Genomic DNA, 22,698 nt, shown 5'->3' on the forward strand with positions numbered 1-22,698 from the left:
CGACATCCGCGACTGGATCACGACCTGGAACGAGAATCCCGCACCATTCGTGTGGACCAAAGACGCCGACGAGATCCTCGACCGCCTCACCTCATATCTTGACCGGATTCCTGGCGCAGGACACTAGCCCGGCGCGGCGAGAGTGGACAGCGCGGAACCGAAAGGGCCCGCGTTCGGGAAAAACAAAGGAGAATCACCCATGCCCGCCACCTTGACCCAGGCCACCGGCACCGCCGGGGACGTCGACGACCGCCCCGTCGCCCGGATTGTCGCGGACCGGCTCGCGGAACGGGGAATCCCGTCGACGGTCGAGGAGGAGCACTGGCTACGTCTGCCCGGCACCGAGGGCGAGCTCTACGCCGACGCCTGCGGGCAGGTGATGTGGGCCTTCCGGCTGCCCCCGGCCCAGCGCGAGGACCCGGTCCGCGTCATCCGGACGCTCCTGCTGCTGATCGGCGCGGAGGACCTCGCCGGGCTGGATTTTTCCCCGGTGCCGCAGGACACCCCGCGCCGCACGGTCGGCGCCGCGCTGCACGCCCTCGGCCTGACGGTGCGCCTGGTCGTGAGCGAGGACTCGGTGGCCTGGCGCGTCTACGTCGAGCTGGCCGTGTCCGACCCGACCCGGCCGTCCCGCGGTGAGGCCCGCCTCGCCGACAGCGGTGAACTCAGCTGGCACTGCTGGTGCGACCCGGCGCAGGCCCTGACCGCCGAGACCATCGCCGACACCGTCACCACAGTTGTCGCCGGCCTCTGAAGGCCACCTTGAGGGACTTCAGGTCCCTGAAGGTGGCCTTCAGAGGCACTTTTCCCAGCCCGGCCCCTCTCCGCGAGGTCGAGCGCCCCAATGTGGCATTGGGTGCGTTGGACGCAGCGAATGTGGCGTTCGGTGCGTTGGACGCACCGAACGCCACATTGGGGCGCATGACCACCGGGCTTCCCGACCGGTCCCACTGGCTTCGAGCGCCCTGGTCTCTGAAGGCCACCTTCAGAGACTCTAAGTCCCTGAAGGTGGCCTTCAGAGACCTGCGCTCACCTGGCTTCCCTCGAAGGAGCGCAGGCGCAGGCTGTTCGAGACCACCAGCACCGAGGACAGCGACATCGCCGCGCCCGCGATGAGCGGGTTCAGCAAGCCGAGCGCGGCCAGCGGAATCGCCGCGACGTTGTAGCCGAAGGCCCACACCAGGTTGCCGCGGATGACCCGCAGCGTCCGGTTCGCCAGCCGGATCGCGTCGGGCACGACACGCAGGTCGTCACGCACCAGCACGACGTCGGCCGAGCGCAGCGCGATGTCGCTGCCCCTGGCCATCGCCATGCCGAGGTCGGCGGTCGCGAGCGCGGGGCCGTCGTTGATGCCGTCGCCGACCATCGCGACCCGCGCGCCCTGGGCACGCAGCGCCTCGACGGCTTCGGCCTTCTCCGCCGGGAGCACCCCGGCGCGGACGTCGGTCACGCCGATCTCGGCCGCGACGACCCGGGCCGCGGTTTCGTTGTCCCCGGTCAGCAGGACCGTCCGCAGACCGAGTTCGTGCAGCGCGGCCACCGCGGCCTTCGCGGACGGCTTGACGACGTCGCGGACGATCAGCAGCCCGGCGATCCGGCCGCCCACCGCGACGAGGACCGCCGTCGCCCCTTCGCCCTCGGCGGCGGCGAGCTGTTCCCCGACGTCCTCCGGCACGTCGGGGAACAGCCGCGGGCTGCCGATCCTGATCTCGCGGCCCTCGACGATTCCCTGCGCGCCGAGTCCCGGCAGCGCGGTGAAGTCCGTGACCTCGGGCAGGTCCGGCAGCTCGGCCTTCGCCGCGGTGACGACGGCCGTCGCGATCGCGTGCTCGGAACCCGCCTCCACCGCGCCGGCCCATCGCAGCAGCTCGCCCGAGGTGAAGCCGTCCGCGGGGTAGTGCCCGGTGACCGTCATCCGGCCGGTGGTGACCGTGCCCGTCTTGTCCAGCACCACGGTGTCGACCGAACGGCTCGCCTCCAGCGCGTCCGGCCCCTTGATCAGGATGCCGAGCTGGGCGCCCCGGCCGACCCCGGCCATCAACGCGGTCGGCGTCGCCAGGCCGAGCGCGCAGGGGCAGGCGATGATGAGCACCGACACCGCGGCGGTGAACGCGTCCCGCACCGGCTGCCCGGTCAGCAGCCAGCCCGCGAGGGTGAGCGCGGCCAGGCCGAGCACGACCGGGACGAACACCGCGCAGATCCGGTCGACGAGGCGCTGCACGTTGGCCTTGCGGGCCTGCGCGCGCTCGGCGAGCGCGGTCATCTGCGCGAGCTGGGTGTGCGCGCCGACCGCGGTCGCCCGGACGACAAGGCGTCCGTCGCGGTTGATCCCGGCGCCGATCACGCGGTCGCCCGGCCCGACCTCGGCGGGCACCGGTTCACCGGTCACCGCGCTGACATCCACTGTGGACAGTCCACTGTCGACGACGCCGTCGGCGGCGACGGACTCCCCCGGCTTGACCACGAAGAGATCCTCGACGGCGAGTTCGCCGATCGGGACCAGATGCTCGACGCCGTCACGCAGCACGCGGACGTCCTTGGCGGCGAGCGCGTCCAGCGCGGCGAGCAGCCCGGCGGCACTGCGCCGCGAACGGCTCTCGAAGTAGCGACCGGCGAGCAGGAAGGTGGTCACGCCCGCGGCGACGTCGAGGTAGATCGCGTCCGCCCCGGCCGCGGTGGGGCCGAAGCCGATCCAGTAGCCCGCCTCGTGCCCGCCGAACACCGTCGCCCATGCGGACCAGGCGAACGACGCGAGCACGCCGAGCGAAACCAGAGTGTCCATACTGGACGATCGATGCCGCAGGTTCCGCAGCGCCGCGCGGTGGAAGGGCAGCGCGGACCAGAACACCACCGGGAACGCGAGCGCGAGGCACAGCAGCTGCCAGCCGGGGAACCGCAGCGAGGGCACCAGCGCGAGCGTGATGGACAGGTTGCCGAGCGGGATGGCCAGCACGGCGGCCACGACGAGCCTCCGCCGCAGGTCCGCGACCCTGGCCGTGCCGAGGTCGGCGTCGTCCTCGCCCCGGAGCCTCGCCTCGTACCCGGCCTTGCGGATCCGGCCGAGCAGGACGTCGTCGGCCACGTCCCCCGGCGCCTGGACGGTGGCGCGCTCGGTGGCGTAGTTGACCGAGGCGCGGACGCCGTCGAGCTTGTTGAGCGTGCGTTCCACCCGGGCCGAGCAGGCGGCACAGGTCATGCCGGACACGGTCAGCTCGACCGTGCGGACCGGGGTCGTCGCGGTGGTCGTCGTCGTGGTCATCTTTTCGGTGACTCCGTGGGGTTTCAGCGTCGCTGGTCGGCGAGTTCGGCGAGCATGGCGTTGTAGGCGGCGAAATCGTCTTCGCCGGAGCGATCGATGCGTTTGGCTTCGCGTTCGTCGGCGCGGGCCCACTGCGCGAGCAGCGCGACCACCACGATCACCATCGGGATTTCCCCGGTGGCCCAGGCGATCCCTCCGCCGAGCCGCTGATCGGTGAGCAGATCTCCGGCCCAGGGAAGGGAAAGATAGCGGTAGAACGTTTCGGCGATCACGACCTGCTTGTTCATCAGGATCACGCCGAAGAACGCGTGGAACGGCATGACCGCGAAGAGCATGCCGAGCCTGGCCAGGTGCGGCAGCGGGCGCGGCGGTCGGTCGACGCCGATGACGAGCCAGAAGAACGTGTACCCGGCGAGAACGAAGTGCAGGTTCATCAGCTGGTGCGCCCAGTGGTACCGCATCGCCTCGCCGAACAGATCGGTGAAGTACAGCGCGTAGAACGAGCCGACGAACACCACCGCCGCGAGCGCGGGATTCCCGACGATCCGCGCCACCCGGGAATGCAGCAGCGCGACAAGCCATTCACGCGGGCCGGGCGGCGTGTCCTTCCCCGCCGCCGGGAGCGCCCGCAGCGCGAGGGTGGCCGGGCCGCCGAGCACGAGCAGCACCGGGGCCAGCATGTTCAGCGTCATGTGCGTGATCATGTGCGTGCTGAAGGCGCCCGAGGCGTACGGCCCGAGCCCGGACGAGGTCGCGATCAGCACCACGATCCAGCCCGCGCACCAGGAAATGACGCGCTGGATCGGCCAGTCGTCCCCGCGGCGGCGCAGCCTGCGGACGCCCAGGAGATACGCGACGATCGCGATGATCGCGGCGACCCCGAAAAGCAGGTCGAACCGCCAGCCGAAGAGCAACCCGGCCGCGGACGGGGGTTCGTCGAGGTTGTAGCCGAGCAGGTTTTCCTGCACCGTGGCCGGATTCGCCAGGAACGAGGGCGGCACCAGATGGGTCAGCCCCGCCGAAGTGCCCGTCGCGATGGCGAGCAGCAGGAGTTCGGTGAGCAGGATCCGGCCCGGCCGTGCCGCGGCGCGTCGCCGCAGCAGGAAGACCGGCAGCCCGAGCAGGGCGAGCAGCACGACGTCGATGCCCAGCAGCAGCCCGTATCCGCTCCACAGCCCGGCGGGGCGGGCGATGACCAGCCCGGCGACCGCGCCGGACAGGCCGGCCACGACGAAGCAGAGCAGCGAAAGCCGGTGGTAGCGGCGGAGAATCAGCGCGTCGGGCCGATTCGCCCGTTTCGCACGCCGGAGGCAGGCGAGCAGCGCGACCAGCGATCCGGCCCAGACGCTCGCCGCCGGAACGTGCCAGAGCAGGGCGTTGGTGGCGAAGTCGTGCCCGGCGCCGACCGACGCGTGCCCGGCCACCACCGGCGGAAGCAGCCCGGCCAGCGCCACGACGACCCCGAGCACCACCGTGGTCCAGCGGAGCGTGAACCAGCACAGCAACGACACCACGAGCGCGGCGGCCAGCACGCACAGCCACGCCTTCGGCTCCTCCGCGGCGTCCACAGTGGACAGGAGGACGCCGGGGTCGAGCATCCGCCGCACCGGCTGACCGGAGACGTCCGCGGCGGAGAACGGCACCGCGAGCAACGCCACCGCCACCCAGCCGGACGCGGCCCACGCCGCCAGGCGCACCGCGCCGAACGCCTCCGCCGCCAGGAATCCGCCCCGTTGTCCCGGCGCCACGAAGGCCGCGAACACCAGCGATCCGGCGGTGACGGCACCGGCGGCGTCCGCCGCGAACCGGACCGTCCCGAAGCCGAACGCCGTCAGCGCGCCGGGGTCGCTGTCCCCGAGCAGGGCGTAGACGTTCCCGGCGAGCGCCACCACGAGCAGGACGACGGCGAGGCCCGCCAGCCAGACCGCGGGCAGGAGCACGGCGGGGTACCGGCGCGGCGGTGCCGGGGAGGATTCGGTTGTCCGCACCCTCCAGATGTCGGCTGCCGGGCGCTTCGAGTTCCCGGAAGATCGCCGGGGTGACGGCGCTCACCCGGGCGTGGATCGCTCGGACCGCTAGGCGGGTGGCAGATTGGCGGCGATGGGGCCGGCGATACCGTTCACCATCCGGCACAGTTCTTCGGGCGGTAGCGGGCTGAGGATCACGACCTCCAGCAGTTCGAATCTCGACCTCGTGCCGAGGCCCGAGTACTCGCGATGGACTATCCGGGCAACGCACGAACGAACCCCGTAGCCGCCCGGTTTGACGTAGGCTTCCCGGCCGCCGAAGCGGGTGGGACGGCCGTCCTCCGCGGTCAGCGGCGGGCTTCGCTTGAAGATGACCAGGAGCGTGGCCGAAATGGTCGTGCTTCGCCAGCGACATTCCCATCCGCCGAAACCGATTTCGGGACGCAGCGCGTCGACGCCGGGGAACCGGCCGAGCGTGCCGGGGTCCACCAGCGCGCAGGCGTCCAGCTGCGCCAGCGACGTGTCGGCGAACGGGGTCGTCCGCCGGGGGAAGACTCCCCGGACGAGGACGGCCATCGCGCTCGTCGTCGCCGCGTCCGCCATCGGGCACAGGTCCGCGGCCGCGTGGTCCCGCACCTGTGCCCTGAGCACGACGTGGGTCCTGTCGGCGAGCAGGATCGTCCGGCTGCATTCGATGTCGGTGGGCTGGTGGCGGACGATCGTGAGCGCGCCGTGTTCTTCGGTTTTCCCCGGATACTGGCGTTTCGTCGTCGACGGGTCCAGCTGCGCTATGACGTCAACGGTGGCTCCGGCGCGGGTGCGCACGAACACGTGGCACTGATTGAAGTTTCCGTAGCCGTTGTCCGGCTCGGTGTCACCGAAGCGGGCCAGCTCGGCCGTGCTGGTCAGCGCGCACGGATCCGCGGTCCGGGGTTCGCCGATGGTGAACAACGCCTCCGGGCGCGAACGCGCGCCAGGACCGGCGGGCCGTGGAGGAGCGGAACCCGCCGCGCTTCCCAGCACCACCACGGTGATCACCGCGGCCGCGATCGTGGAGGCCGATATCGGCCGATCGTGGTTTCGCGGGCGAGCGACGATTTCTTCGAGCAGCTGCCTGGCTCGCGCGGCGTCGGGTCGCCTGGACGGCTTGCGGCGCAGCAACGCGGACAGCACCGCGGACAACTCCCCGCCCCGGTGCGGGGTGGCGATCTCGCCGTTCGCCGCACGGCGTACCAGAACCAGCGGGTTGCCCGCGCTGCCGACCGGGGAAACGCCTTCGAGTGCGGTGAAGAGCGTGGCACCCAGTGAGAAGACATCCGAGGCCGAGGTGGCGTCCGCCCCGTCGGCCACCTCGGGGGCGAGATAGCCCGGTGTTCCGGCGATCTCGACGCTGTGCGCCAAAGTCGTGTCGCCGTAGTTCGCCCGTGAGATCCCGAAATCGGTCAGCTTGGCCCGGCCGTCCTCGGTCACGAGCACATTGCTTGGCTTGACGTCCCGGTGTACCACGCCCGCGGCGTGCACCGCCTCCAGCGCGCCGGCGAGTTGCGCGCCGATACGTGCCACCTGTTCCGCGGGCAGGGTACCGATTTCGGCCAAGCTCCGGGTGGGAAGGTATTCCATCACCAGCCACAGCTCACCGTCGTGGTCCACCAGATCGTGCAGGGTCACCACATTCGGATGATTGAGCAGTGCCACGATTTTCGCTTCACGCCGTATTTGCCTGGCACGCCAGGAATCCTGCGCGTTGTCCGCGGCCAGCGCGCGTTTGAGCGCGACCACGCGGCCCAGCTTCTCGTCGACGGCGCGCCAGACCACGCCCATCCCGCCCGAACCGATTTTCTTCTCCAGCCGGTAACGAGCACCGACCAGCTCACCAGCACGCACGTTCCCTCCCCGACACCGCGCCCGAGTGCGATCGGGCACCTTTTACACCCCTGGGGTGCCGAGGTGCGGTGGCAGCAGCCTTCACCTTAGAGCAGCGGCGGGTTTCTGCCGGTGTCCCACCGGGCAAAGACTCCATGTGGGCGAACGTCAGGTCCGCTGCCGGTACGGGCCGTTCGGAGGCTGGGCACCGATCCGCCGGGAAGGGCGGGGCGCGGGCTACTTCATGGCGGCGAGCTGGATCAGGTTGCCGCAGGTGTCGTCGAAGACGGCGGTGACCACCGGGCCCATGTCGGTCGCCTCCTGGGTGAACTCGACGCCCAGCCCCTTGAGCCGCTCGACCTCGGCGTACACGTCGTCCACGGCGAACTGGGTGAACGGGATGCCGTCGGCGACCAGCGCCTTCTTGAACGGGCCCGCCGCCGGGTGGCCGTCCGGCTCCAGCAGCAGCTCGACGCCGTCCGGATTGGCGGCCGAAACCACGGTGAGCCAGCGGGCGCTGCCGGCGGGCACGTCGGTTTTCTTCTGGAATCCCAGTTTTTCGGTGTAGAAGGCGAGCGCCTTGGCCTGGTCGTCGACGAACACGCTGGTGATGTTGATCCGGATCATGGGTTCGGTGCCTCTCGGTCGATGGGCCACCGCTCGACGATCGAGCGCAGCGGGCTCGTGTCGAGATGGTGGAACTTGTAGCGGCCTTGCCGCCTGGCACGCACCAGCCCGGCCTGTTCGAGCACGGCGAGATGCTGCGAAATGGCCTGGCGTGAGGACGCCAGACCGTGCTTCATCGTCAGCCTTCCGCAGAGCTCGAACAACGTCTGACCGTCCCTTTCGGTCAGTTCGTCCAGGATGATGCGCCGCGTCGCGTCGCCGATGGCCTTGAACAGATCGGGGTCCGCGTCCACATCCCCCGTTATAGGCAAGCCGCCACTTGCCTGTCAACCGGACTCACCCGCCCGTGGGGCAACTACGAGGCGGGGCGGTTCTCCAAGCCGTCGAGAATGCGTTCGAGCCCGTAGGCGAAATCGTCGTCCCGGATCTTCCGCGGATCCTCGCGCGCGTGCTCGGCGAACTGGTCCAGCAGTCGCGGATAGTCCCGCGCGGCCTCCTCCGCGGCCGGCCGCAGCCGGTCCTGCCACTCCCGTTCGTCCTGACCGCTCCTGCCGAGCATCGTCAGCGTCGCCGCCTCGCTGATCCCGATCCCGATGACGTAGGCCATGACCGTGCCGAGGGCCTGATCGGCCTCGCGGGTGCCGAAGCCCGCCGCCTCGAAGAGGGCGAGCATCCGGTCGTTGAGACGCAGCACGTTCGGCCCGAGGTAGGCCAGCCCGGCCTGGCCGAGCACGGAAACCAGCCAGGGGTGCCGCAGGATCGCCGCTCTGGCGCCGTGCGCGCAGACGATCACCGCGACCCGCCAGCTCTCCAGATCCTCGGGACCGGGCACCTCGATTTCGCCGTAGACCTCGTCCACGACCAGCTCGATCAGCTCGTCCCGATTGGCCACGTGCCGGTAGAGCGACGTGGCGCCCGCCCCGAGCCGAGCGCCGAGCCGGCGCATGCTCAGCGCGTCGATGCCTTCGGCGTCCAGGAGTTTCACCGCCTCGGACACGATGTGCTCCCGGCTGAGCGCCGGCTGCTCCCGGTGCCGCTTCGGCCGCGTCCACGCCGAAGGAATCGGCTGCTTTTCCGGCATCTGACCTCCTCGTTCCGCCTCCGGCCAGGCTAGCGCACACCGTGCGCAGTTGCGCACACCCATCCTCGTGCGTACAGTGTGCGCAAGACGAGAACACCGTACGCAAGGAGCTTCCGATGACCTTCGACCGCGCTCACTGGCAGACCCGGCTCGACCTGTTGCGCGCCGCCCATCACGTCCCCGGCGCGTCACTGGCCGTCCTCGCCGACGGCGAGATCCACGAACTGGCCAGCGGCGTCCTGCACCGCGGCACCGGCGTCGAGACGACGACCGACTCGGTGTTCCAGGTCGGCTCGATCACCAAGATCCACACCGCCACGCTGGTGATGCAGCTGGCCGAAGCGGGCGAGCTGGACCTGGACGCGCCCGTCCGGGACGTGCTGCCGGAGTTCACCGTCGCCGACCCCGAGGCGTCACGAACGATCACGACGCGGCAGTTGCTGTCCCACACGAGCGGCCTCACCTGCGACTTCACCCATGACACCGGGCGCGGCGACGACTGCCTGGCCCGCTACGTCGAGGCCGCGAAGGACGTCCCGCTGGACTGCCCGCCCGGTACCGCGATCTCGTACAGCAGCGTCGGCTACAACGTGCTCGGCCGCATCGTCGAGGTGCTGACCGGGCAGACCTGGGACGCCGCGCTCCAGGAACGGCTGTGCGCCCCGCTCGGGCTCACGCACACGGTGACCCTGCCGGAGGACGTCCTGCGCTTCCGCGCCGCGATGGGGCATTCCGGCGAGCCCGGCACCGAGCCCGACCCGGCGCCGCAGTGGAATCCCCTGCCCCGCTCGGCGGGCCCCTACGGCGGTGTCCTGTGCGCCACCGCCGCGGACGTCCTCCGGGTCGCGAAGACGCACCTCGACGGTGGCATCGCGTCGGACGGAACCCGTTTGCTGGCAACGGAAACCGTCGAAGCCATGCAGCGCCGCGAGACCGACACCCCGGACAAGTGGACGGTCAGCTCCGACGGCTGGGGCCTGGGCTGGACGCTGTACGACTGGGACGGCGTCCCGGGCTTCGGCCACGACGGCGCGACGATCGGGCAATACGGCTACCTGCGGGTGGTCCCGTCGGCCGGGGTGGCGGTGGTTCTGCTGACCAACGGCGGCGGCGCGCGGCGGCTCTACGCGGCCCTTTTCCGCGAACTGCTCGGCGAACTCGCCGGGGTCACGATGCCCGCGGACTTCGGTCCCGCACCCGAGCCGCCCCAGGTGGACCTCACCCCGATCGCCGGCACCTACCGGCGGGAAGGCGTCGTCATCACCGTGTCCGAACGCGACGGTGCCCCGCACCTGGTGTACGAGTTCGTCGACGGCATGAAGGACCTTTCGCCGCCCATCGAGGAAACTCTCGTGCCGATCTCGGACACGGTGTTCGCCGTCGCGGGCGGCGGCGCGTTCAGCGAGGACTGGATGCCGGTGGTGTTCTCGACACTGACCGACGGCACCGGCTGCGTCTACATCGGCATGCGGGCCGCCCCCAAGGTCTCCTGAACGGCCACTGTGGACGGTCAGGTGGACTCGTCGGTCACCACCCGCGTGCCGACGGTCAGGGCGAGCACGAGCACGCTCATGGTCACGAACACCGCGGACAGCCCGCACAGCTGCGCCAGGAACCCGCCGACGAGCGCGCCCAGCGGCTTCGTTCCCCAGGCGACGAGCCGGTGCGCGCTGTTGAGCCGTCCGAGCAGCCGATCGGGCGTGATCCGCTGACGCAGCGAAACCATGACGACGTTCGCGACGACGATTCCCGCGCCACCGACGAAGAAGGCAGTGCCGACGACGAGCGGATGCGCGGTGAGCGCGGGAATCCCCAGCAGCACAGCGGCGCAGCCGAACGCCACGGCGAGCGAACGCGCCCGGCCGAGCACCCGCTCGGCGCGTTCCGCGAGCAGCGAGCCCACCCCGCTCCCCATGGCGACCGCCGCCATCAGGAACCCGAAGCCCGGCGTGGACAGCTTCATCGCGGAGTCCGGTCCGACCGCATAGAGCACGAGCACGGCCCACACCGCGCCGGTGGCGAAGTTGAACACCCCGACCATGATCGCGAAGGCACGTAGAATCCGTTGCCGCCAAAGAAACCTTAGCCCTTCGGCGATATCGGCGCGCAGTGTGGACCGCTGCTCCCGGTGGATCCGGAACCCGCCACGAAGCAGCAGCAGCCCGGCGATCGCGACCGCCCACAACGCCACCGGCGCCCCGAACGCGACCAGCGCGCCGATCGCCACGAGGAATCCGGCCAGCGGCGGACCGACGAGTTCGTTGGCCGTCAGCTCGATCCCGTACAGGCGGCCGTTGGCTCGCGCGAGGTACTCGCGTCCGACCACCTGCGGCATGATCGACTGTGCCGCGGTGTCGTAGACCGTCTCGGCGACACCGACGCAGACGGCGACGACGTACAGCACCCAGATCGAACCGAGATCGAACGCCAGCGCTAGGACGAGACCGGCGAGCAACGCCGCCCGGCCGACGTGGGCCACCAGCATCGCGCGGCGCCGGTCGAGCCGGTCGACCAGCGCACCGACGGGCAGCGCGCACACCAGCCACGGCAGCGTGAAGGCCAACGACACTCCCGCGATCAGGGCCGGTGACCTGGTGAAAACGATCGCCACCAGCGGCAGCGCATGCTTGACCACGCCGTCGGCCAGGCTCGACAAACCCGCCGAGGCCCACAACCGCCAATAGTCCCCACCCAAGCCCGGCCGTGCCGGACGTACCCCCGCTTCACCCATCCATGGAGAATCACACATCGATGGAGAAAAGTCCATCGATATGTCGAACGCCCACCACTGGGCTAACGTGGCCCCCATGAACGATCAGGCGACCGACCCCTCGCCGGAGGCCGAGTTCCCCGGGCGGCCCCGGCGCCGCCCGGCGACAGCGAAGGAGGCGAAGGCGGCAGGCCATCCGCTGCGCCTGCGGATTCTGCGCCTGTGCCAGCAGAAGGAGCTGACGAACAAACAGCTCGCCGATCGCCTCGATCGCGACCCGGGGACTGTGCTCTACCACGTCCGGCAGCTGGTGGGCGCGGGACTACTGGAGCAGGCGCCGGTCCGCACCGGGGAAAGCGGCGCCCTGGAAAAGCCCTACCGCGCGGTCGGGAAGACGTGGTGGCTGGACGGCCCGCTGAACGAGTTCGACGCCGAGACCCGGTTCGCCCCGGTGGCGGCCTTCCAGGAAGAACTGGAAGAGGCGGGCCCGGCAGCCGTCCAGAGCTACGAACGGTTTCTGCTGCACCTGTCCCCCGACGAGGTCGCCGAGCTGGACCGTCGCATCCTCGAAGTCCTCGACGAATACGTCGCAACCGACGACCAGCGCCTCGACCGGCCCGCGGTGAACGGCCTGTTCATCCTGCACCGGCTTGCCGAATAGCCCTTCACGGCAAGGAAATCCGATGGCCGCGCAGCGGGCGCGCTGGCAGGATCACCGGTCATGACCACAGTGCCCAGCGAGGCCCTTCGCGGCCTCGCCTCCGAATGCGTCACGGTGGTGGCGCAGCAGCACAACCGCGAGCTCGACTGGACCGTGCGGAGCCTCGCCGAGCTGGACGCCGTGTGCGCCGAGTTGCTCGCCGACGGGCCGCTCGCCGGGGAGCGGCTGGAGCTGTGGTGGAAGCTCGTCGGCGCCTACACCGGCGAGGTCCTCGTCCGTGTCTACAGTGGACAATGGATCGAGTACGAGAACACGAGCGGCGCCTACGTCGTGTCGATCGACGGCATGACCGCGATGCCCTTCAGCGTCGCCTGGCGGGTGCTGAACGGTGAGGAGTTCAAGAGCCTCGCCTCGTTCGCCAGGGTATTCCCCACACTCGCCGCACAGCAGAAGGAGAACGGCTGATGACCACCACCGCACGCGTCGGCGTCCGGATTTCCCGCGAAGTGCCCCCGGTACGGCTGACGGAACTGGCACGTCAAGCGGAACAGGCCGGTCTCGACGAGGTCTGGGTGGTCGAAGACTGCTTCTACGCGGGCGGCGTCGCCACCGCGGCGACCGTACTGGCCGCGACCGGGACGATCCCGGTCGGCGTCGGTGTGCTGCCCGCGGTCGCGCGCAACCCGGCCATCGCCGCGATGGAACTCGCCACGCTCGCCGCACTGCACCCGGGAAGGCTGATCGCCGGGATCGGCCACGGCGTCCCCGCCTGGATGCGGCAGATCGGCGCCTACCCCGCGTCCCCGCTGACGGCGCTGGAGGAGACGCTGACCGCGATCCGGCGGCTGCTCGCGGGTGAGCGGGTTTCCGTGGCGGGCCGGTACGTCCGGCTCGACGAGGTGGAGCTGGACTATCCGCCCTCGGTCGTGCCGCCGGTGCTCGCCGGGGTCCGCGGGCCGAAGTCGCTCGCGGTCTCCGGCGCGGCGGCCGACGGCACGGTGCTCGCCGAGCCCGCCGCCCCGGAGTACGTCCGCGCGGCCCGCGCCGCGATCAACGCCCCCGGCCCGCACACGGTCGTCACGTACAACTGGCTCGCCCTGGACGAGGACGCCGGGCGCGCGCGGGACCGCGTCCGGAAAACCCTGGCCGCCTGCCTCAAACCCAGCACCGCCGCGCATCTGCGGCCGCTGCCCTTCGGGGCGGAACTCCTCGCGCTCGTCGACGAAGGCGTCGGCACGGACGAGCTGGCGAAGCGGCTGCGGCCGGAGTGGATCGACCACCTCACCGTGTCCGGGGACCTCGCCCGCTGCGCCGCGCGGGTCCGGGACCTGCACGAGGCCGGGAGCGATTCGGTGGTCCTGCTGCCGCTGCCGGACGAGCCCGAAGAGGACGGCATCGCCGCGGCGGGGGCGATCGCCGCCGAACTCCGCTAGTCCCCCGAACTGTGTCAAGATTTCCGGCGACGGCATGTCGAGCGGGCGCGGCCGGCCACGACCCAGTGGTGAAGGCGCCCGCCACGGGCCGTCACCACAGGGAGTCGAGATGAAGTTCCTGCTGAGCACGCACATGGACCCCGCCGCCTGGGAAGCGCTGCCCGAGGCCGAGCGGGCCGCGATGCGGGAGGACAAGGGAGAGTTCGCGGACGAGGTCGCCGAGTCCGGCGAAATGATCCTGGCCCACGAGCTGGCCGACCCGTCACGCAGCGCCGTGGTCCGGGTCCGGGACGGGCTGGCCGTCGTCGCCGACGGCCCCTATCGCCCGGCCGCGGAGTTCCTCTCCGGCTACTACCTCGTCGACTGCGACGACCGGGACCGCGCGATCGAGCTGGCGGCCCGGATCCCCGAAGCGCGCGTCGCGGGGGTCGAGGTCCGTCCGGTCATGCACGCCGCCGGGCAGGATCTGTGAACGTCGAACCCGCGGTCGAGGATCTGCTGCGCGAGCTGGCGCCGCAGGTCCTCGGCGTGCTCACCCGCCGCTACGGCCAGTTCGAGGAGTGCGAGGACGCCGTCCAGGAGGCGGTGCTCGCCGCGGCGACGCAGTGGCCGGCCGAGGGCGTGCCCGCCAACCCGCGCGGCTGGCTGATCGCCGTCGGCTCCCGGCGGCTGATCGACCAGGTCCGCAAGGACCACTCGCGCAGGCAGCGGGAGGACACCGCCACCGCGCAGGCACTCCCGCTGCACACCGGCGCCCCCGAGGACGCCGTCCCCGACGCCGACGACACGTTGATCCTGCTCTTCCTCTGCTGTCACCCGACGCTGACCCCGGCGTCCCAGACCGCGCTCACCCTGCGCGCCGTCGGCGGTCTCACCACCGCCGAGATCGCGCACGCCTTCCTGGTCCCCGAGGCCACCATGGCCGCGCGCATCAGCAGGGCGAAGAAGAACATCAAGGCCGCGGGCAGCACGTTCGCCCTGCCCGCGGCCGACGAACGCGAAGCACGTCTCGCCGTCGTCCTGCAGGTCCTCTACCTGATCTTCAACGAGGGCTACACGGCGTCCTCCGGGGAGACCCTGCACCGCGCCGACCTCGCCCAGGAGGCCATCCGGCTGACCCGCCTTGTCCGGCGGCTGCTGCCCGCGGACACCGAGGTCGCCGGGCTGCTCGCGCTGATGCTGCTGACCGACTCCCGCCGCGCCGCCCGCACCGGCCCGTCCGGCGAGCTGATCCCGCTGGCCGAGCAGGACCGCACCCGCTGGGACGCCCGCCTGCTCGCCGAAGGAACGGCGCTGATCGGCGACCTCATGAAACACGCGTCGCTGGGCCCTTACCTGCTCCAGGCGGCGATCGCCGCGACGCACGCGAGCGCGGAGAAGGCCGAGGACACCGACTGGCACCAGGTCCACACGCTGTACAAGATCCTCGAACGGATCGCGCCCAACCCGATGGTGACGCTCAACCGCGCGGTCGCGCTCGCCGAGACGCGGGGCCCGGCGGCCGGGCTCGAGCTGCTGTCCACTTTGGACGAAGACGACCGGATTTCCGGGCACCACCGGCTGCACGCGGTCCGGGCCCACCTGCGAGAGAAGGCGGGCGACATCGAGGGCGCGCTGGAAAGCTACCGGCTAGCCGCGCGGATCACGACCAGTCTCGCCGAGCGGCGCCATCTCGAAGCCCGCGCCGCCCGGCTGAGCTGACCCCTTTCCCTCAGCGGTCCGTGGGGGCCTCCCTGAGGGACTCTGGCTCCCTCAGGGAGGCCCCCACGGGCCGTCGACGGCGCAGCAGCGCGCGCTCGGAATCCGCGCCGTACCGGTGACCGGGAAAACGCCGCTCCCGGCCACTCCGATGTGCGATTGACCGAGCACACACCGTTCCCGCACGATGACCGTCTCCCCCCTGGACAAGGAGAATCCGTGGCGATCCGGCGGTTCCTGCTCGCACTGGCGGCGCTCCTGCCACTCCCGCTCACCGCCACGCTCCTGACCGCGACCATCGCCTCCGCCACGGACCACTGGACGGTCAGCCTCACCGGTGACGTGACCGCCGAGGTCTCCCGCGCCGCCGACGGCGGCCTGCGGTTCGCGGCCACGCGCGGCGGACGGCCGGTCCTCGCCCCGGCGCCGCTGGGGATCCGGACCACGGCCGCCGACCTCAGCCACGGCCTGCGGTTCCTCGGCCGCACGGACCGGAAGATCGACGAGTGGTACCCGATGACCACCGGCAAGCGCCTGCACCGGCACGCGCGCTCGGCGGAGTCGACGCTGTCGTTCGAGAACGAGGACGGCGTCCGGCTCGACGTCGTGGTCCGCGCCGCGGCCGACGGCGTCGCCTACCGCTATCACCTGCCCGGCGCGGGCCGGGTGCGGGTGACCGGCGAGACGTCCGCCTTCGCCCCGCCCCCGGCGGCGGCCGCGTGGCTGCTGCCCTACACCCCGAACTACGAGGGCGTCCGGTTCGAGAGCACCACCGCGGGGGCGCCGCGTGGCGACTACGGATTCCCGTCGCTGTTCGAGGCGGACGGTACCTACACCCTGCTCACCGAGTCCGATGTGGACGGACGGTACTCCGGCGCGCGGCTGACGCACACCGGCGGCGGGGAGTACCGGATCAAGCTCGCCGACGCCAAGGTACACACGGAAGGCCCGACGCCGTGGCGGGTGGCGATCATCGGCGATCTCGCGGCGGTGACCGAATCCACCCTCGTCGACGATCTGGCGCCGCCCGCGAAACTGGCGGACACGTCCTGGATCCGGCCGGGCAAGGTGGCGTGGTCGTGGCTCTCCGAGCACGACAGCCCGAAGGACCCCAAGCGCCAGAAGGACTTCATCGACTTCGCCGCGCGCAACGGCTGGCCGTACGTACTGCTCGACGAGGGCTGGGACCCCTCCTGGGTGCCCGGTGTCATCGACTATGCGCGGGCACGCGGCGTCGACGTGCTCCTCTGGTACCACTGGTCCACTATGGACACTGCGGCGAAGCGGGCGATCAACCTCGGCAGGGCGAAACGGTGGGGCGCGGCCGGGGTCAAGATCGATTTCATGGACTCCGACACCCAGGCGCGGTTCCGCTGGTACGACGAGACGGTCGCGGACACCGCGCGGTACCGGCTGATGGTGAACTTCCACGGCGCGACGATCCCCCGTGGCCTCCAGCGGACCTGGCCGCACGTGATGAGCATGGAGGCGGTGCGCGGCGCCGAGCAGTTCAGGACCCGCGCGGCGACCAACACGATGTTCCCGTTCACCCGCAACGTGGTCGGCAGCATGGACTACACACCGACGGCGTTCGTCGTGTCCGACCGGGACACCACCGAGGCACACGAGGTCGCGACGTTCTTCGTCTACGAATCCGGCTGGCAGCACGCCGCGGACAAACCGGAGAACTACCAGGCGCGGCCCGAGGCGCTGCGGACGCTCGATCAGCTCCCGACGGTCTGGGACGAAACCCGCCTGCTGAGCGGGCGGCCCGGCCACGACGCGGTGTTCGCGCGGCGCTCCGGCGCCCGCTGGTTCCTCGGCGGCATCCACGCCGGTCCCGCGACCACGGTGACCGCGCCGCTGGACTTCCTCGGCGCGGGCCCGTGGCGGGCCGAACTGCTGCGCGACGGCGACGGCGGACTGGAGCGCGACACGTTCCCCGTCGAGCCGGACAGCCGGATCACCCTGCCGGTCAAGGCGAACGGCGGGTTCGTCACGATGATCTGTCACCCCGCGCCCGGCGTGGCGGGCTGCGGCCGGTAGCTCAGCCGCCCAGCACGGCGCAGGCCGCGTCGACCGCGGCCACGCGCAGTTCGTCCTCCGGCGCGTCGCGGAACTGGACGGTGCAGTCCTGGAGGCCGCCGAGCGCCATCACCGCGCGGGCCGCCAGCGCCAGCGAGGGATCCGGGCCGGTCAGCAGCACGGTGAGCCGTTCCCGCCAGGCCAGCACGATCCGGATCAGGCCGAGCTCGGACAGCGTCGTCAGCTCGCTCATCACCAGGACGATCAGCTCACGGTGCCGGTAGTGGAAGTCGAAGTACTCCTCGAACAACGCGCGCGGCGCGATCTCGTCCAGCGCCTCCTGCCTGAGCAGGAACGCCTCCCCCTCGTCGATCAGCGGCTGCACGATGCTGCGGACCAGCTCCTCACGGGAGGAGAAGTGGTAGTACAGCGCCGGCTTGGTGATCCCGAGCCGGGCGGCGATCTCCTGCAGGCTGGTGTTGCGCACGCCCTTGCTCGTGAAGAGCTCGCGCGCGGCGTCCTGGATGCGCTGCTTGGTACCGGAGGGTTTCACCACCTACCCAGAATAACTTACTTACCGGAAGGTCAGTTCACATGCTACGCTTACCTTCCGGTAAGTAAGGAGGAATCATGAAGGTACTCATCTCCGGCGCCAGCGTCTCCGGACCGGTACTGGCCTACTGGCTCACCCGCCACGGGTTCACGGTCACCGTCGTGGAACGCGCGCCCCAGTTACGCAAGACGGGCGGACACGCGGTCGATCTGTTCCGGCCCGCCATGGAGATCTCCGAGCGGATGGGCGTGCTGCCCCGGCTCGAAGCGAAGGCCACCGGCACCGACCGGATGACCGTGTACCGCGAGGGGATCGCGCGGCCGACGTCGGTGGATCTCACGAAGATCTACGGCGCGACCTCGGATCGGCACCTCGAGATCATGCGCGACGACCTGAGCGAGATCTACTACGAGGCCACCCGTGACGACGTCGAGTACGTCTTCGGCGATTCGATCACGTCGATCTCCGACGACGGCGAGGTCACCTTCGACCACGGCACGCCACGCCGGTTCGACATCGTGGTCGGCGCGGACGGGCTGCACTCGAACGTCCGGCGGCTCGTCTTCGGCGAGGAGCCGGAGTTCAGCGAGTTCGTCGGCGCCTACCTCGCGGTGCTTTCGGTGCCCAACGACCGGAACCTCGACGGCGAGTTCGTCAACCACCTCGGCGCCGGGCGGATGGCCGGGATGTACGGCGCGCGGCACCTCGGCGACGCGCGGGTGGTGTGCCTGTTCCGCAGCGAGCCGCTCGACTACCACCACCGCGATGTCGCACGGCAGAAGGAACTCCTGCGCGCGGCGTTCACCGGGCTGCACACCGAGGTCGACGCGTGGCTGGGGCGACTGGAGGACACCCCGGCCTTCTACTTCGACTCGATCACGCAACTGCGGATGGACACCTGGTCGCGCGGGCGGGTGACGCTGGTGGGCGACGCGGGCTACTGTCCCGGCCCCGCCGTCGGCGGCAGCACCAGCCTCGCCGTGCTGGGCGCCTACGTGCTGGCCGGGGAACTCGCCGCGGCCCGCGGCGACCACACCCGCGCTTTCGCCGCGTACGAACGCGAAATGGCCGAACTGGTGCGGGCCAGCCGCGCGTTCGCCGCGACCGCGGCCAAGACCCTGATCCCGGCCTCGCGGCTCGGGGTGTGGGGGCTGGTCACCGGCGCACGGGTCGTGTCCGCCCTGCCCTCGAGGATCGGCAAGGCGCTGGCACGGCTGAACACGCAGGGCTTCCGCATGCACGAGTCGATGAAGGTGAAGGACTACTCCGCCCTGATTTCCGCCTGAAAAAGGCGCTCTTCCCGTGTTATATTCGGCCCCGAACGACCGGTTCGCCTCGACACGGGGAGAGCGATGGATCTGCGTGGCGCGCTGACGCGAGTGCTGGACAACCACGACCGCTGGACGTCCCGGTTCGGCGAGTACCGGGTCGCCGAGGCGCTGCGCGTCGACCAGACGCGGCTGGAGTCCATTGTGGACGAGCTGGCCGAGCGGCTCGAGGACAACTACCCGTTCTTCCATCCGCGCTACGCCGGGCAGATGCTCAAGCCGCCGCATCCGGCCGCGATCGCCGGGTATCTCGCCGCGATGCTGGTCAATCCGAACAACCACGCCCTCGACGGCGGACCGGCGACCGCGCGGATGGAACGCGAGGTCGTCGCGGAGCTGGCCACGATGTTCGGCTTCGGCACGCACCTGGGCCACCTCACCAGCAGCGGGACCATCGCCAACCTCGAAGCCCTTTACGTGGCAAGGGAAATCCATCCGGGCCGCGGGGTCGCCTTCAGTGCGGAAAGCCACTACACGCACGCGAGGATGTGCGGGCTGCTCGCCGTCGAGGGCACCGCGGTCGCGGTGGACGCGGCGGGCCGGATGGATCCCGGCGCCCTGCGCGAGGTGCTCGGCCGCGGCACGGTCGGGACGGTGGTGGTCACCGCGGGCACCACCGGGCTCGGCGTCGTCGACCCGATCCACGAGGTCGTGGCCCTGTGCCGCGAGCACGGCGTCCGGGTGCACGTCGACGCGGCCTACGGCGGGTTCTTCACCCTGCTCGCGGGCACGGACGGGCTCGACGCCGCGCCGTGGCGGGCGATCGCGGGCTGCGATTCGGTGGTGGTCGATCCGCACAAGCACGGCCTCCAGCCCTACGGCTGTGGTGCGGTGCTGTTCGCCGATCCGGCGGTCGGGCGGTTCTACCGGCACGACTCGCCCTACACCTACTTCACCTCCGACGAACTGCATCTGGGGGAGATCAGCCTCGAATGCTCCCGGCCGGGCGCGGCCGCGGCGGCGCTGTGGCTGACGTTCCGGTTGTTCCCGCCGACCGCCGACGGGCTCGGCGCGGTGCTGGCCGCGGGCAGGCGCGCGGCGGCGCGCTGGGCGGAGCTGATCGAGCACAGTGAACACCTGTGGCTCTACCAGCGGCCGGAGCTGGACATCGTGAGCTACTTCCCGGTCACCGAGCCCCGGCTCAGCGCGGTCGACGCCGCTTCGGCCCGGGTGCTGCGCGAGGGCATGACCGACCGGGACGATCCGGTGTTCCTGAGCGTGCTGTCCACCGGCGCGGCCGACTTCGGGCGCCGCCACCCCGGGTTCGCCGCGGACGCCGACCGGGCGCGGGTGCTGCGCAGCGTGCTGATGAAACCGGAGGCCGAGGACTATCTCGACACGCTGCACCGGCGCGTCGAAAAGCTCGCCGCCCGGGGTTAACCGAGATTCCAGTTGCCGCCCGAGACGAGTGAGCCCTTCAGCGCGCCGGTGGCGGCGGTGAGCGCCGTGGTCGCGGTGGTCCAGTCGACGTTTTCGTTCCAGGAGCCCATCACCGCGACGGCGAAGGTCCGGGACGCGGTGCGGACCAGGCCCGTGGTGTTGAGCACCCGGCGGCCCCCGGAACGGCCCCAGCCCTGCTTGACCGCCCAGTCCGCGCCCGGAAACGCGCGGGGAATCCCGAAGTGCTGGTCGAAGCCGTCGGCGGCGTTGCGGGGAGCGCTTTCCAACGCCTCGGTGAGAAACTCGCGCTCCTCCTCGGGCAGCTGCGCGGTGATGTACCGGTAGACCGTGACGACGTCCTCGGGCGACATCTGGGTGGAGCCCCACTGACCGGCCTCGGCCGGGGGCGAGGTGTGCGCGAGCCCCAGCCTCTTGGCCTGCCGCACGACGATCGCCGGCCCACCGCGCTGTTGCCACAGGCTGCTGGCGACGCGATCGTCGCTGGCCGCGAGCATGGTGTGGACGGCCTTCTCCTCGCTGCCCGAGGGCACTCCGGAGCTGTCGATCAGGTCCAGCGCGATGAGCAGCTTCACCACCGACGCGGTGGGCTGTGGCTGATCGGCCTTCCAGCTCAGCTCCACCGCGCACGCGTCCAGGTCGACGACCTCGATTTCGAGAAGCGGGTCGTTTCCCTTGCTCAGCAACGCGTTTCTGGCCTCGGCGACGGCGTTCGCGTGCTTGCCCGCCACCTCGGCCGGAGCCGAAGCGCACCCGCTGTGCCAGTCCTCGCCACCGGACCCGCCGGTCAGGACGATCACGGCGACCAGAACCCCCGCCACGACGAGCGCGGCGACCCCCACGAGCACCTTCATCCGAACTCCTCCGGCGACAGTCCACCTTGGACGGAAACTGAACGGATCCGAAGCTATTCAGCGTGAAGTTCGCGAGCCATCGTCCGAAGAGCCGGTGCATTGTGGCCAGCCGGTGGAGAACCCGGCCGGAAAGGGCCCGCGGGTCGGCCGGATGGCCGATCCGCCGGCGGGTACGGCCAGGTAGGGGCGGTCCACTTCGTGCGGAACGGAACTGCTTCTTCGGACACCCCACGATGTCCACAAGGGCACTGTTGGTCCGTGGGGGCCTCCCCGAGGGACTCTAGGTCCCTCAAGGAGGCCCCCACGGACCGACCCGGATCAGCTCACGGCGAGGGTCACCGCGGCGGTGTGCAGCACCCCGCCGGTCCGGAACTGCACGAACAGCCGCCAGTCACCGGCCTTCGGCAGCGTCGCCTCGAACTTCAGCTCCGGCCCGCCGTGCTCCCCCTTGACCTCGCCGTGCGGGTGCAGATGGGCGAAGGCCTGGTCTCCGGCGTGGAAGCCGGTCAGGTGCGCGTAGGTATCGAGATAGGGCTGGAGGTCGGTCACCGGCTTGCCGTCCTTCGCCACCGTGACGGTCAGCTCGTGGCTCATCCCGGCCATGAGCTTGTCCCCGCTCAATGTCAGCGTGTAACCGTCCACAGTGGTCGTCGACGAGGCCGCGGGCAACGGCGTGTCCGGCGCGTCACCGGGCACGGTGACCTGCTGGCTCAGCACGAGCGGAACGGCCTTGCCCGCGCCGTCCTTCGTGGTGAACTGCGCGTACGCGCGGTATTTTCCGGGCTGGGCGGCCGCGAGCCCGGCCGTCCACGTCCCGTCGGGCGCCATCGTCGGGTGCAGGTGCTGGAAGCCGCCGAGGTCCGACCGGATCAGGTAGAAGTGCATCAGCTTCGTCTGTTCCGGTTCGAACGCGGTCACCGCCGCACCGCCGGCCCCGGTGATCCGGAAGCGGAAGGCGGACGGTTGCGTGGCGGGCAGTGTCGTGGTCTCGGGGGCGAACCGGAACCCGGCGGATTCGGCGGCGAGGCCGTCACCGGAGGGCATGGCCATGCCCGGCATGTCGTGCCCGGACGTGGGCGCGGCCGAACTGGCAGGGCCGCCGTGGTCCATTCCGGACATTCCGTCGCCGCTGGAGCAGGCGGTGGCGAGCAGGCCCGCCGCCGTCACGACGGCGAGCAGGATCATCGAACGGGAAGAGGGACGAGAGAAAACGGGCATCACGAAGTGTCTTTCCACAAAGG

General features: G+C 70.8%; 20 protein-coding genes. 10 read left to right on the forward strand and 10 right to left on the reverse strand.

The annotated features are described in order from the left end of the window. The first annotated feature begins 199 nt into the window (after window positions 1-199). Window positions 200-754, forward strand: coding sequence for a hypothetical protein (locus tag ABD987_RS28975; protein ID WP_345400764.1), 555 nt, complete (start codon window positions 200-202; stop codon window positions 752-754). A 261-nt stretch (window positions 755-1,015) separates the two neighbouring features. Here the strand turns inward: ABD987_RS28975 and ABD987_RS28980 are convergent, their stop codons facing one another. The 6 genes from ABD987_RS28980 to ABD987_RS29005 form a co-directional block, all read right to left on the reverse strand. Beyond that, window positions 1,016-3,259, reverse strand: a complete 2,244-nt coding sequence (locus ABD987_RS28980) for a heavy metal translocating P-type ATPase (protein WP_345400767.1) — start codon at window positions 3,257-3,259, stop codon at window positions 1,016-1,018. Window positions 3,260-3,282: 23 nt separating this feature from the next. Further along, window positions 3,283-5,247, reverse strand: a complete 1,965-nt coding sequence (locus tag ABD987_RS28985) for a bifunctional copper resistance protein CopD/cytochrome c oxidase assembly protein (protein ID WP_345400770.1) — start codon at window positions 5,245-5,247, stop codon at window positions 3,283-3,285. Window positions 5,248-5,334: 87 nt separating this feature from the next. Continuing rightward, window positions 5,335-7,110, reverse strand: a complete 1,776-nt coding sequence (locus ABD987_RS28990) for a serine/threonine-protein kinase (RefSeq protein ID WP_345400773.1) — start codon at window positions 7,108-7,110, stop codon at window positions 5,335-5,337. A 216-nt stretch (window positions 7,111-7,326) separates the two neighbouring features. After that, window positions 7,327-7,716 (reverse strand): VOC family protein, encoded by a 390-nt coding sequence (locus tag ABD987_RS28995; protein ID WP_345400776.1) that lies wholly within the window; start codon window positions 7,714-7,716, stop codon window positions 7,327-7,329. Then, entirely contained in the window at window positions 7,713-8,009 is a 297-nt protein-coding gene (locus tag ABD987_RS29000) for an ArsR/SmtB family transcription factor (protein ID WP_345400779.1), read from the reverse strand. The genes ABD987_RS28995 and ABD987_RS29000 overlap by 4 nt, the downstream gene beginning before the upstream one ends. Window positions 8,010-8,071: 62 nt before the next feature. After that, window positions 8,072-8,797, reverse strand: coding sequence for a TetR/AcrR family transcriptional regulator (locus ABD987_RS29005; protein WP_345400782.1), 726 nt, complete (start codon window positions 8,795-8,797; stop codon window positions 8,072-8,074). Between the two features lie 116 nt (window positions 8,798-8,913). Between ABD987_RS29005 and ABD987_RS29010 the strand changes: the two genes are divergently transcribed. Then, window positions 8,914-10,290: a serine hydrolase domain-containing protein gene (locus ABD987_RS29010; RefSeq protein WP_345400785.1), complete on the forward strand. Its 1,377-nt coding sequence runs from the start codon at window positions 8,914-8,916 to the stop codon at window positions 10,288-10,290. 17 nt (window positions 10,291-10,307) lie between these two features. Here ABD987_RS29010 and ABD987_RS29015 read toward each other — a convergent pair whose 3' ends face one another. Further along, window positions 10,308-11,528 (reverse strand): MFS transporter, encoded by a 1,221-nt coding sequence (locus tag ABD987_RS29015; protein WP_345400788.1) that lies wholly within the window; start codon window positions 11,526-11,528, stop codon window positions 10,308-10,310. A gap of 76 nt (window positions 11,529-11,604) precedes the next feature. Between ABD987_RS29015 and ABD987_RS29020 the strand changes: the two genes are divergently transcribed. The 6 genes from ABD987_RS29020 to ABD987_RS29045 all read left to right on the forward strand — a co-directional run bounded on the left by ABD987_RS29020 (window position 11,605) and on the right by ABD987_RS29045 (window position 17,345). Further along, window positions 11,605-12,168, forward strand: a complete 564-nt coding sequence (locus ABD987_RS29020; protein ID WP_345400791.1) for an ArsR/SmtB family transcription factor — start codon at window positions 11,605-11,607, stop codon at window positions 12,166-12,168. Window positions 12,169-12,228: 60 nt separating this feature from the next. Further along, the gene (locus ABD987_RS29025) at window positions 12,229-12,633 is read left to right on the forward strand and encodes a hypothetical protein (RefSeq protein ID WP_345400794.1); all 405 of its coding nucleotides are present in this window, start codon (window positions 12,229-12,231) and stop codon (window positions 12,631-12,633) included. Beyond that, complete coding sequence (locus ABD987_RS29030) at window positions 12,630-13,601, forward strand: LLM class flavin-dependent oxidoreductase (protein WP_378214370.1); 972 nt, start codon at window positions 12,630-12,632, stop codon at window positions 13,599-13,601. The genes ABD987_RS29025 and ABD987_RS29030 overlap by 4 nt, the downstream gene beginning before the upstream one ends. 109 nt (window positions 13,602-13,710) lie before the next feature. Then, a complete protein-coding gene (locus tag ABD987_RS29035) occupies window positions 13,711-14,073 on the forward strand; it encodes a YciI family protein (RefSeq protein ID WP_345400799.1) in 363 nt (120 codons plus the stop codon). Further along, window positions 14,070-15,302, forward strand: coding sequence for an RNA polymerase sigma factor (locus ABD987_RS29040; protein ID WP_345400802.1), 1,233 nt, complete (start codon window positions 14,070-14,072; stop codon window positions 15,300-15,302). The genes ABD987_RS29035 and ABD987_RS29040 overlap by 4 nt, the downstream gene beginning before the upstream one ends. Before the next feature lie 216 nt (window positions 15,303-15,518). Beyond that, window positions 15,519-17,345: a glycoside hydrolase family 97 protein gene (locus ABD987_RS29045; protein WP_345400805.1), complete on the forward strand. Its 1,827-nt coding sequence runs from the start codon at window positions 15,519-15,521 to the stop codon at window positions 17,343-17,345. 1 nt (window position 17,346) lies between these two features. On the opposite strand, the gene ABD987_RS29050 is transcribed toward ABD987_RS29045, so the two are convergent. Continuing rightward, window positions 17,347-17,880, reverse strand: a complete 534-nt coding sequence (locus ABD987_RS29050; RefSeq protein ID WP_345400808.1) for a TetR/AcrR family transcriptional regulator — start codon at window positions 17,878-17,880, stop codon at window positions 17,347-17,349. A 74-nt stretch (window positions 17,881-17,954) separates the two neighbouring features. Here ABD987_RS29050 and ABD987_RS29055 point away from each other — a divergent pair, with 74 nt between their 5' ends. Then, window positions 17,955-19,163 (forward strand): FAD-dependent monooxygenase, encoded by a 1,209-nt coding sequence (locus ABD987_RS29055; RefSeq protein ID WP_345400811.1) that lies wholly within the window; start codon window positions 17,955-17,957, stop codon window positions 19,161-19,163. A gap of 66 nt (window positions 19,164-19,229) precedes the next feature. Further along, on the forward strand, window positions 19,230-20,585 hold the full coding sequence (locus ABD987_RS29060) for a pyridoxal phosphate-dependent decarboxylase family protein (RefSeq protein WP_345400814.1): 1,356 nt from the start codon (window positions 19,230-19,232) through the stop codon (window positions 20,583-20,585). Here the strand turns inward: ABD987_RS29060 and ABD987_RS29065 are convergent. Beyond that, entirely contained in the window at window positions 20,582-21,457 is an 876-nt protein-coding gene (locus tag ABD987_RS29065) for a serine hydrolase (RefSeq protein WP_345400817.1), read from the reverse strand. The genes ABD987_RS29060 and ABD987_RS29065 overlap by 4 nt on opposite strands. Window positions 21,458-21,775: 318 nt before the next feature. After that, on the reverse strand, window positions 21,776-22,642 hold the full coding sequence (locus ABD987_RS29070) for a hypothetical protein (protein WP_345400820.1): 867 nt from the start codon (window positions 22,640-22,642) through the stop codon (window positions 21,776-21,778). Between the last annotated feature and the right edge of the window lie 56 nt (window positions 22,643-22,698).

Source organism: Amycolatopsis samaneae, from assembly GCF_039541975.1.
GTDB classification, from domain to species: Bacteria; Actinomycetota; Actinomycetes; order Mycobacteriales; family Pseudonocardiaceae; genus Amycolatopsis; species Amycolatopsis samaneae.

Excerpts from the sequence above, each read along its gene's own strand:
- ABD987_RS28975 (WP_345400764.1), top strand. The coding sequence starts at position 200 with ATGCCCGCCACCTTGACCCAGGCCACCGGCACCGCCGGGGACGTCGAC.
- ABD987_RS29010 (WP_345400785.1), top strand. The coding sequence starts at position 8,914 with ATGACCTTCGACCGCGCTCACTGGCAGACCCGGCTCGACCTGTTGCGC.
- ABD987_RS29020 (WP_345400791.1), top strand. The coding sequence starts at position 11,605 with ATGAACGATCAGGCGACCGACCCCTCGCCGGAGGCCGAGTTCCCCGGG.
- ABD987_RS28995 (WP_345400776.1), bottom strand. The coding sequence starts at position 7,716 with ATGATCCGGATCAACATCACCAGCGTGTTCGTCGACGACCAGGCCAAG.
- ABD987_RS29065 (WP_345400817.1), bottom strand. The coding sequence starts at position 21,457 with ATGAAGGTGCTCGTGGGGGTCGCCGCGCTCGTCGTGGCGGGGGTTCTG.
- ABD987_RS29025 (WP_345400794.1), top strand. The coding sequence starts at position 12,229 with ATGACCACAGTGCCCAGCGAGGCCCTTCGCGGCCTCGCCTCCGAATGC.
- ABD987_RS29070 (WP_345400820.1), bottom strand. The coding sequence starts at position 22,642 with ATGATCCTGCTCGCCGTCGTGACGGCGGCGGGCCTGCTCGCCACCGCC.
- ABD987_RS28980 (WP_345400767.1), bottom strand. The coding sequence starts at position 3,259 with ATGACCACGACGACGACCACCGCGACGACCCCGGTCCGCACGGTCGAG.
- ABD987_RS29005 (WP_345400782.1), bottom strand. The coding sequence starts at position 8,797 with ATGCCGGAAAAGCAGCCGATTCCTTCGGCGTGGACGCGGCCGAAGCGG.
- ABD987_RS29035 (WP_345400799.1), top strand. The coding sequence starts at position 13,711 with ATGAAGTTCCTGCTGAGCACGCACATGGACCCCGCCGCCTGGGAAGCG.
- ABD987_RS29060 (WP_345400814.1), top strand. The coding sequence starts at position 19,230 with ATGGATCTGCGTGGCGCGCTGACGCGAGTGCTGGACAACCACGACCGC.
- ABD987_RS29015 (WP_345400788.1), bottom strand. The coding sequence starts at position 11,528 with ATGGGTGAAGCGGGGGTACGTCCGGCACGGCCGGGCTTGGGTGGGGAC.
- ABD987_RS29055 (WP_345400811.1), top strand. The coding sequence starts at position 17,955 with ATGAAGGTACTCATCTCCGGCGCCAGCGTCTCCGGACCGGTACTGGCC.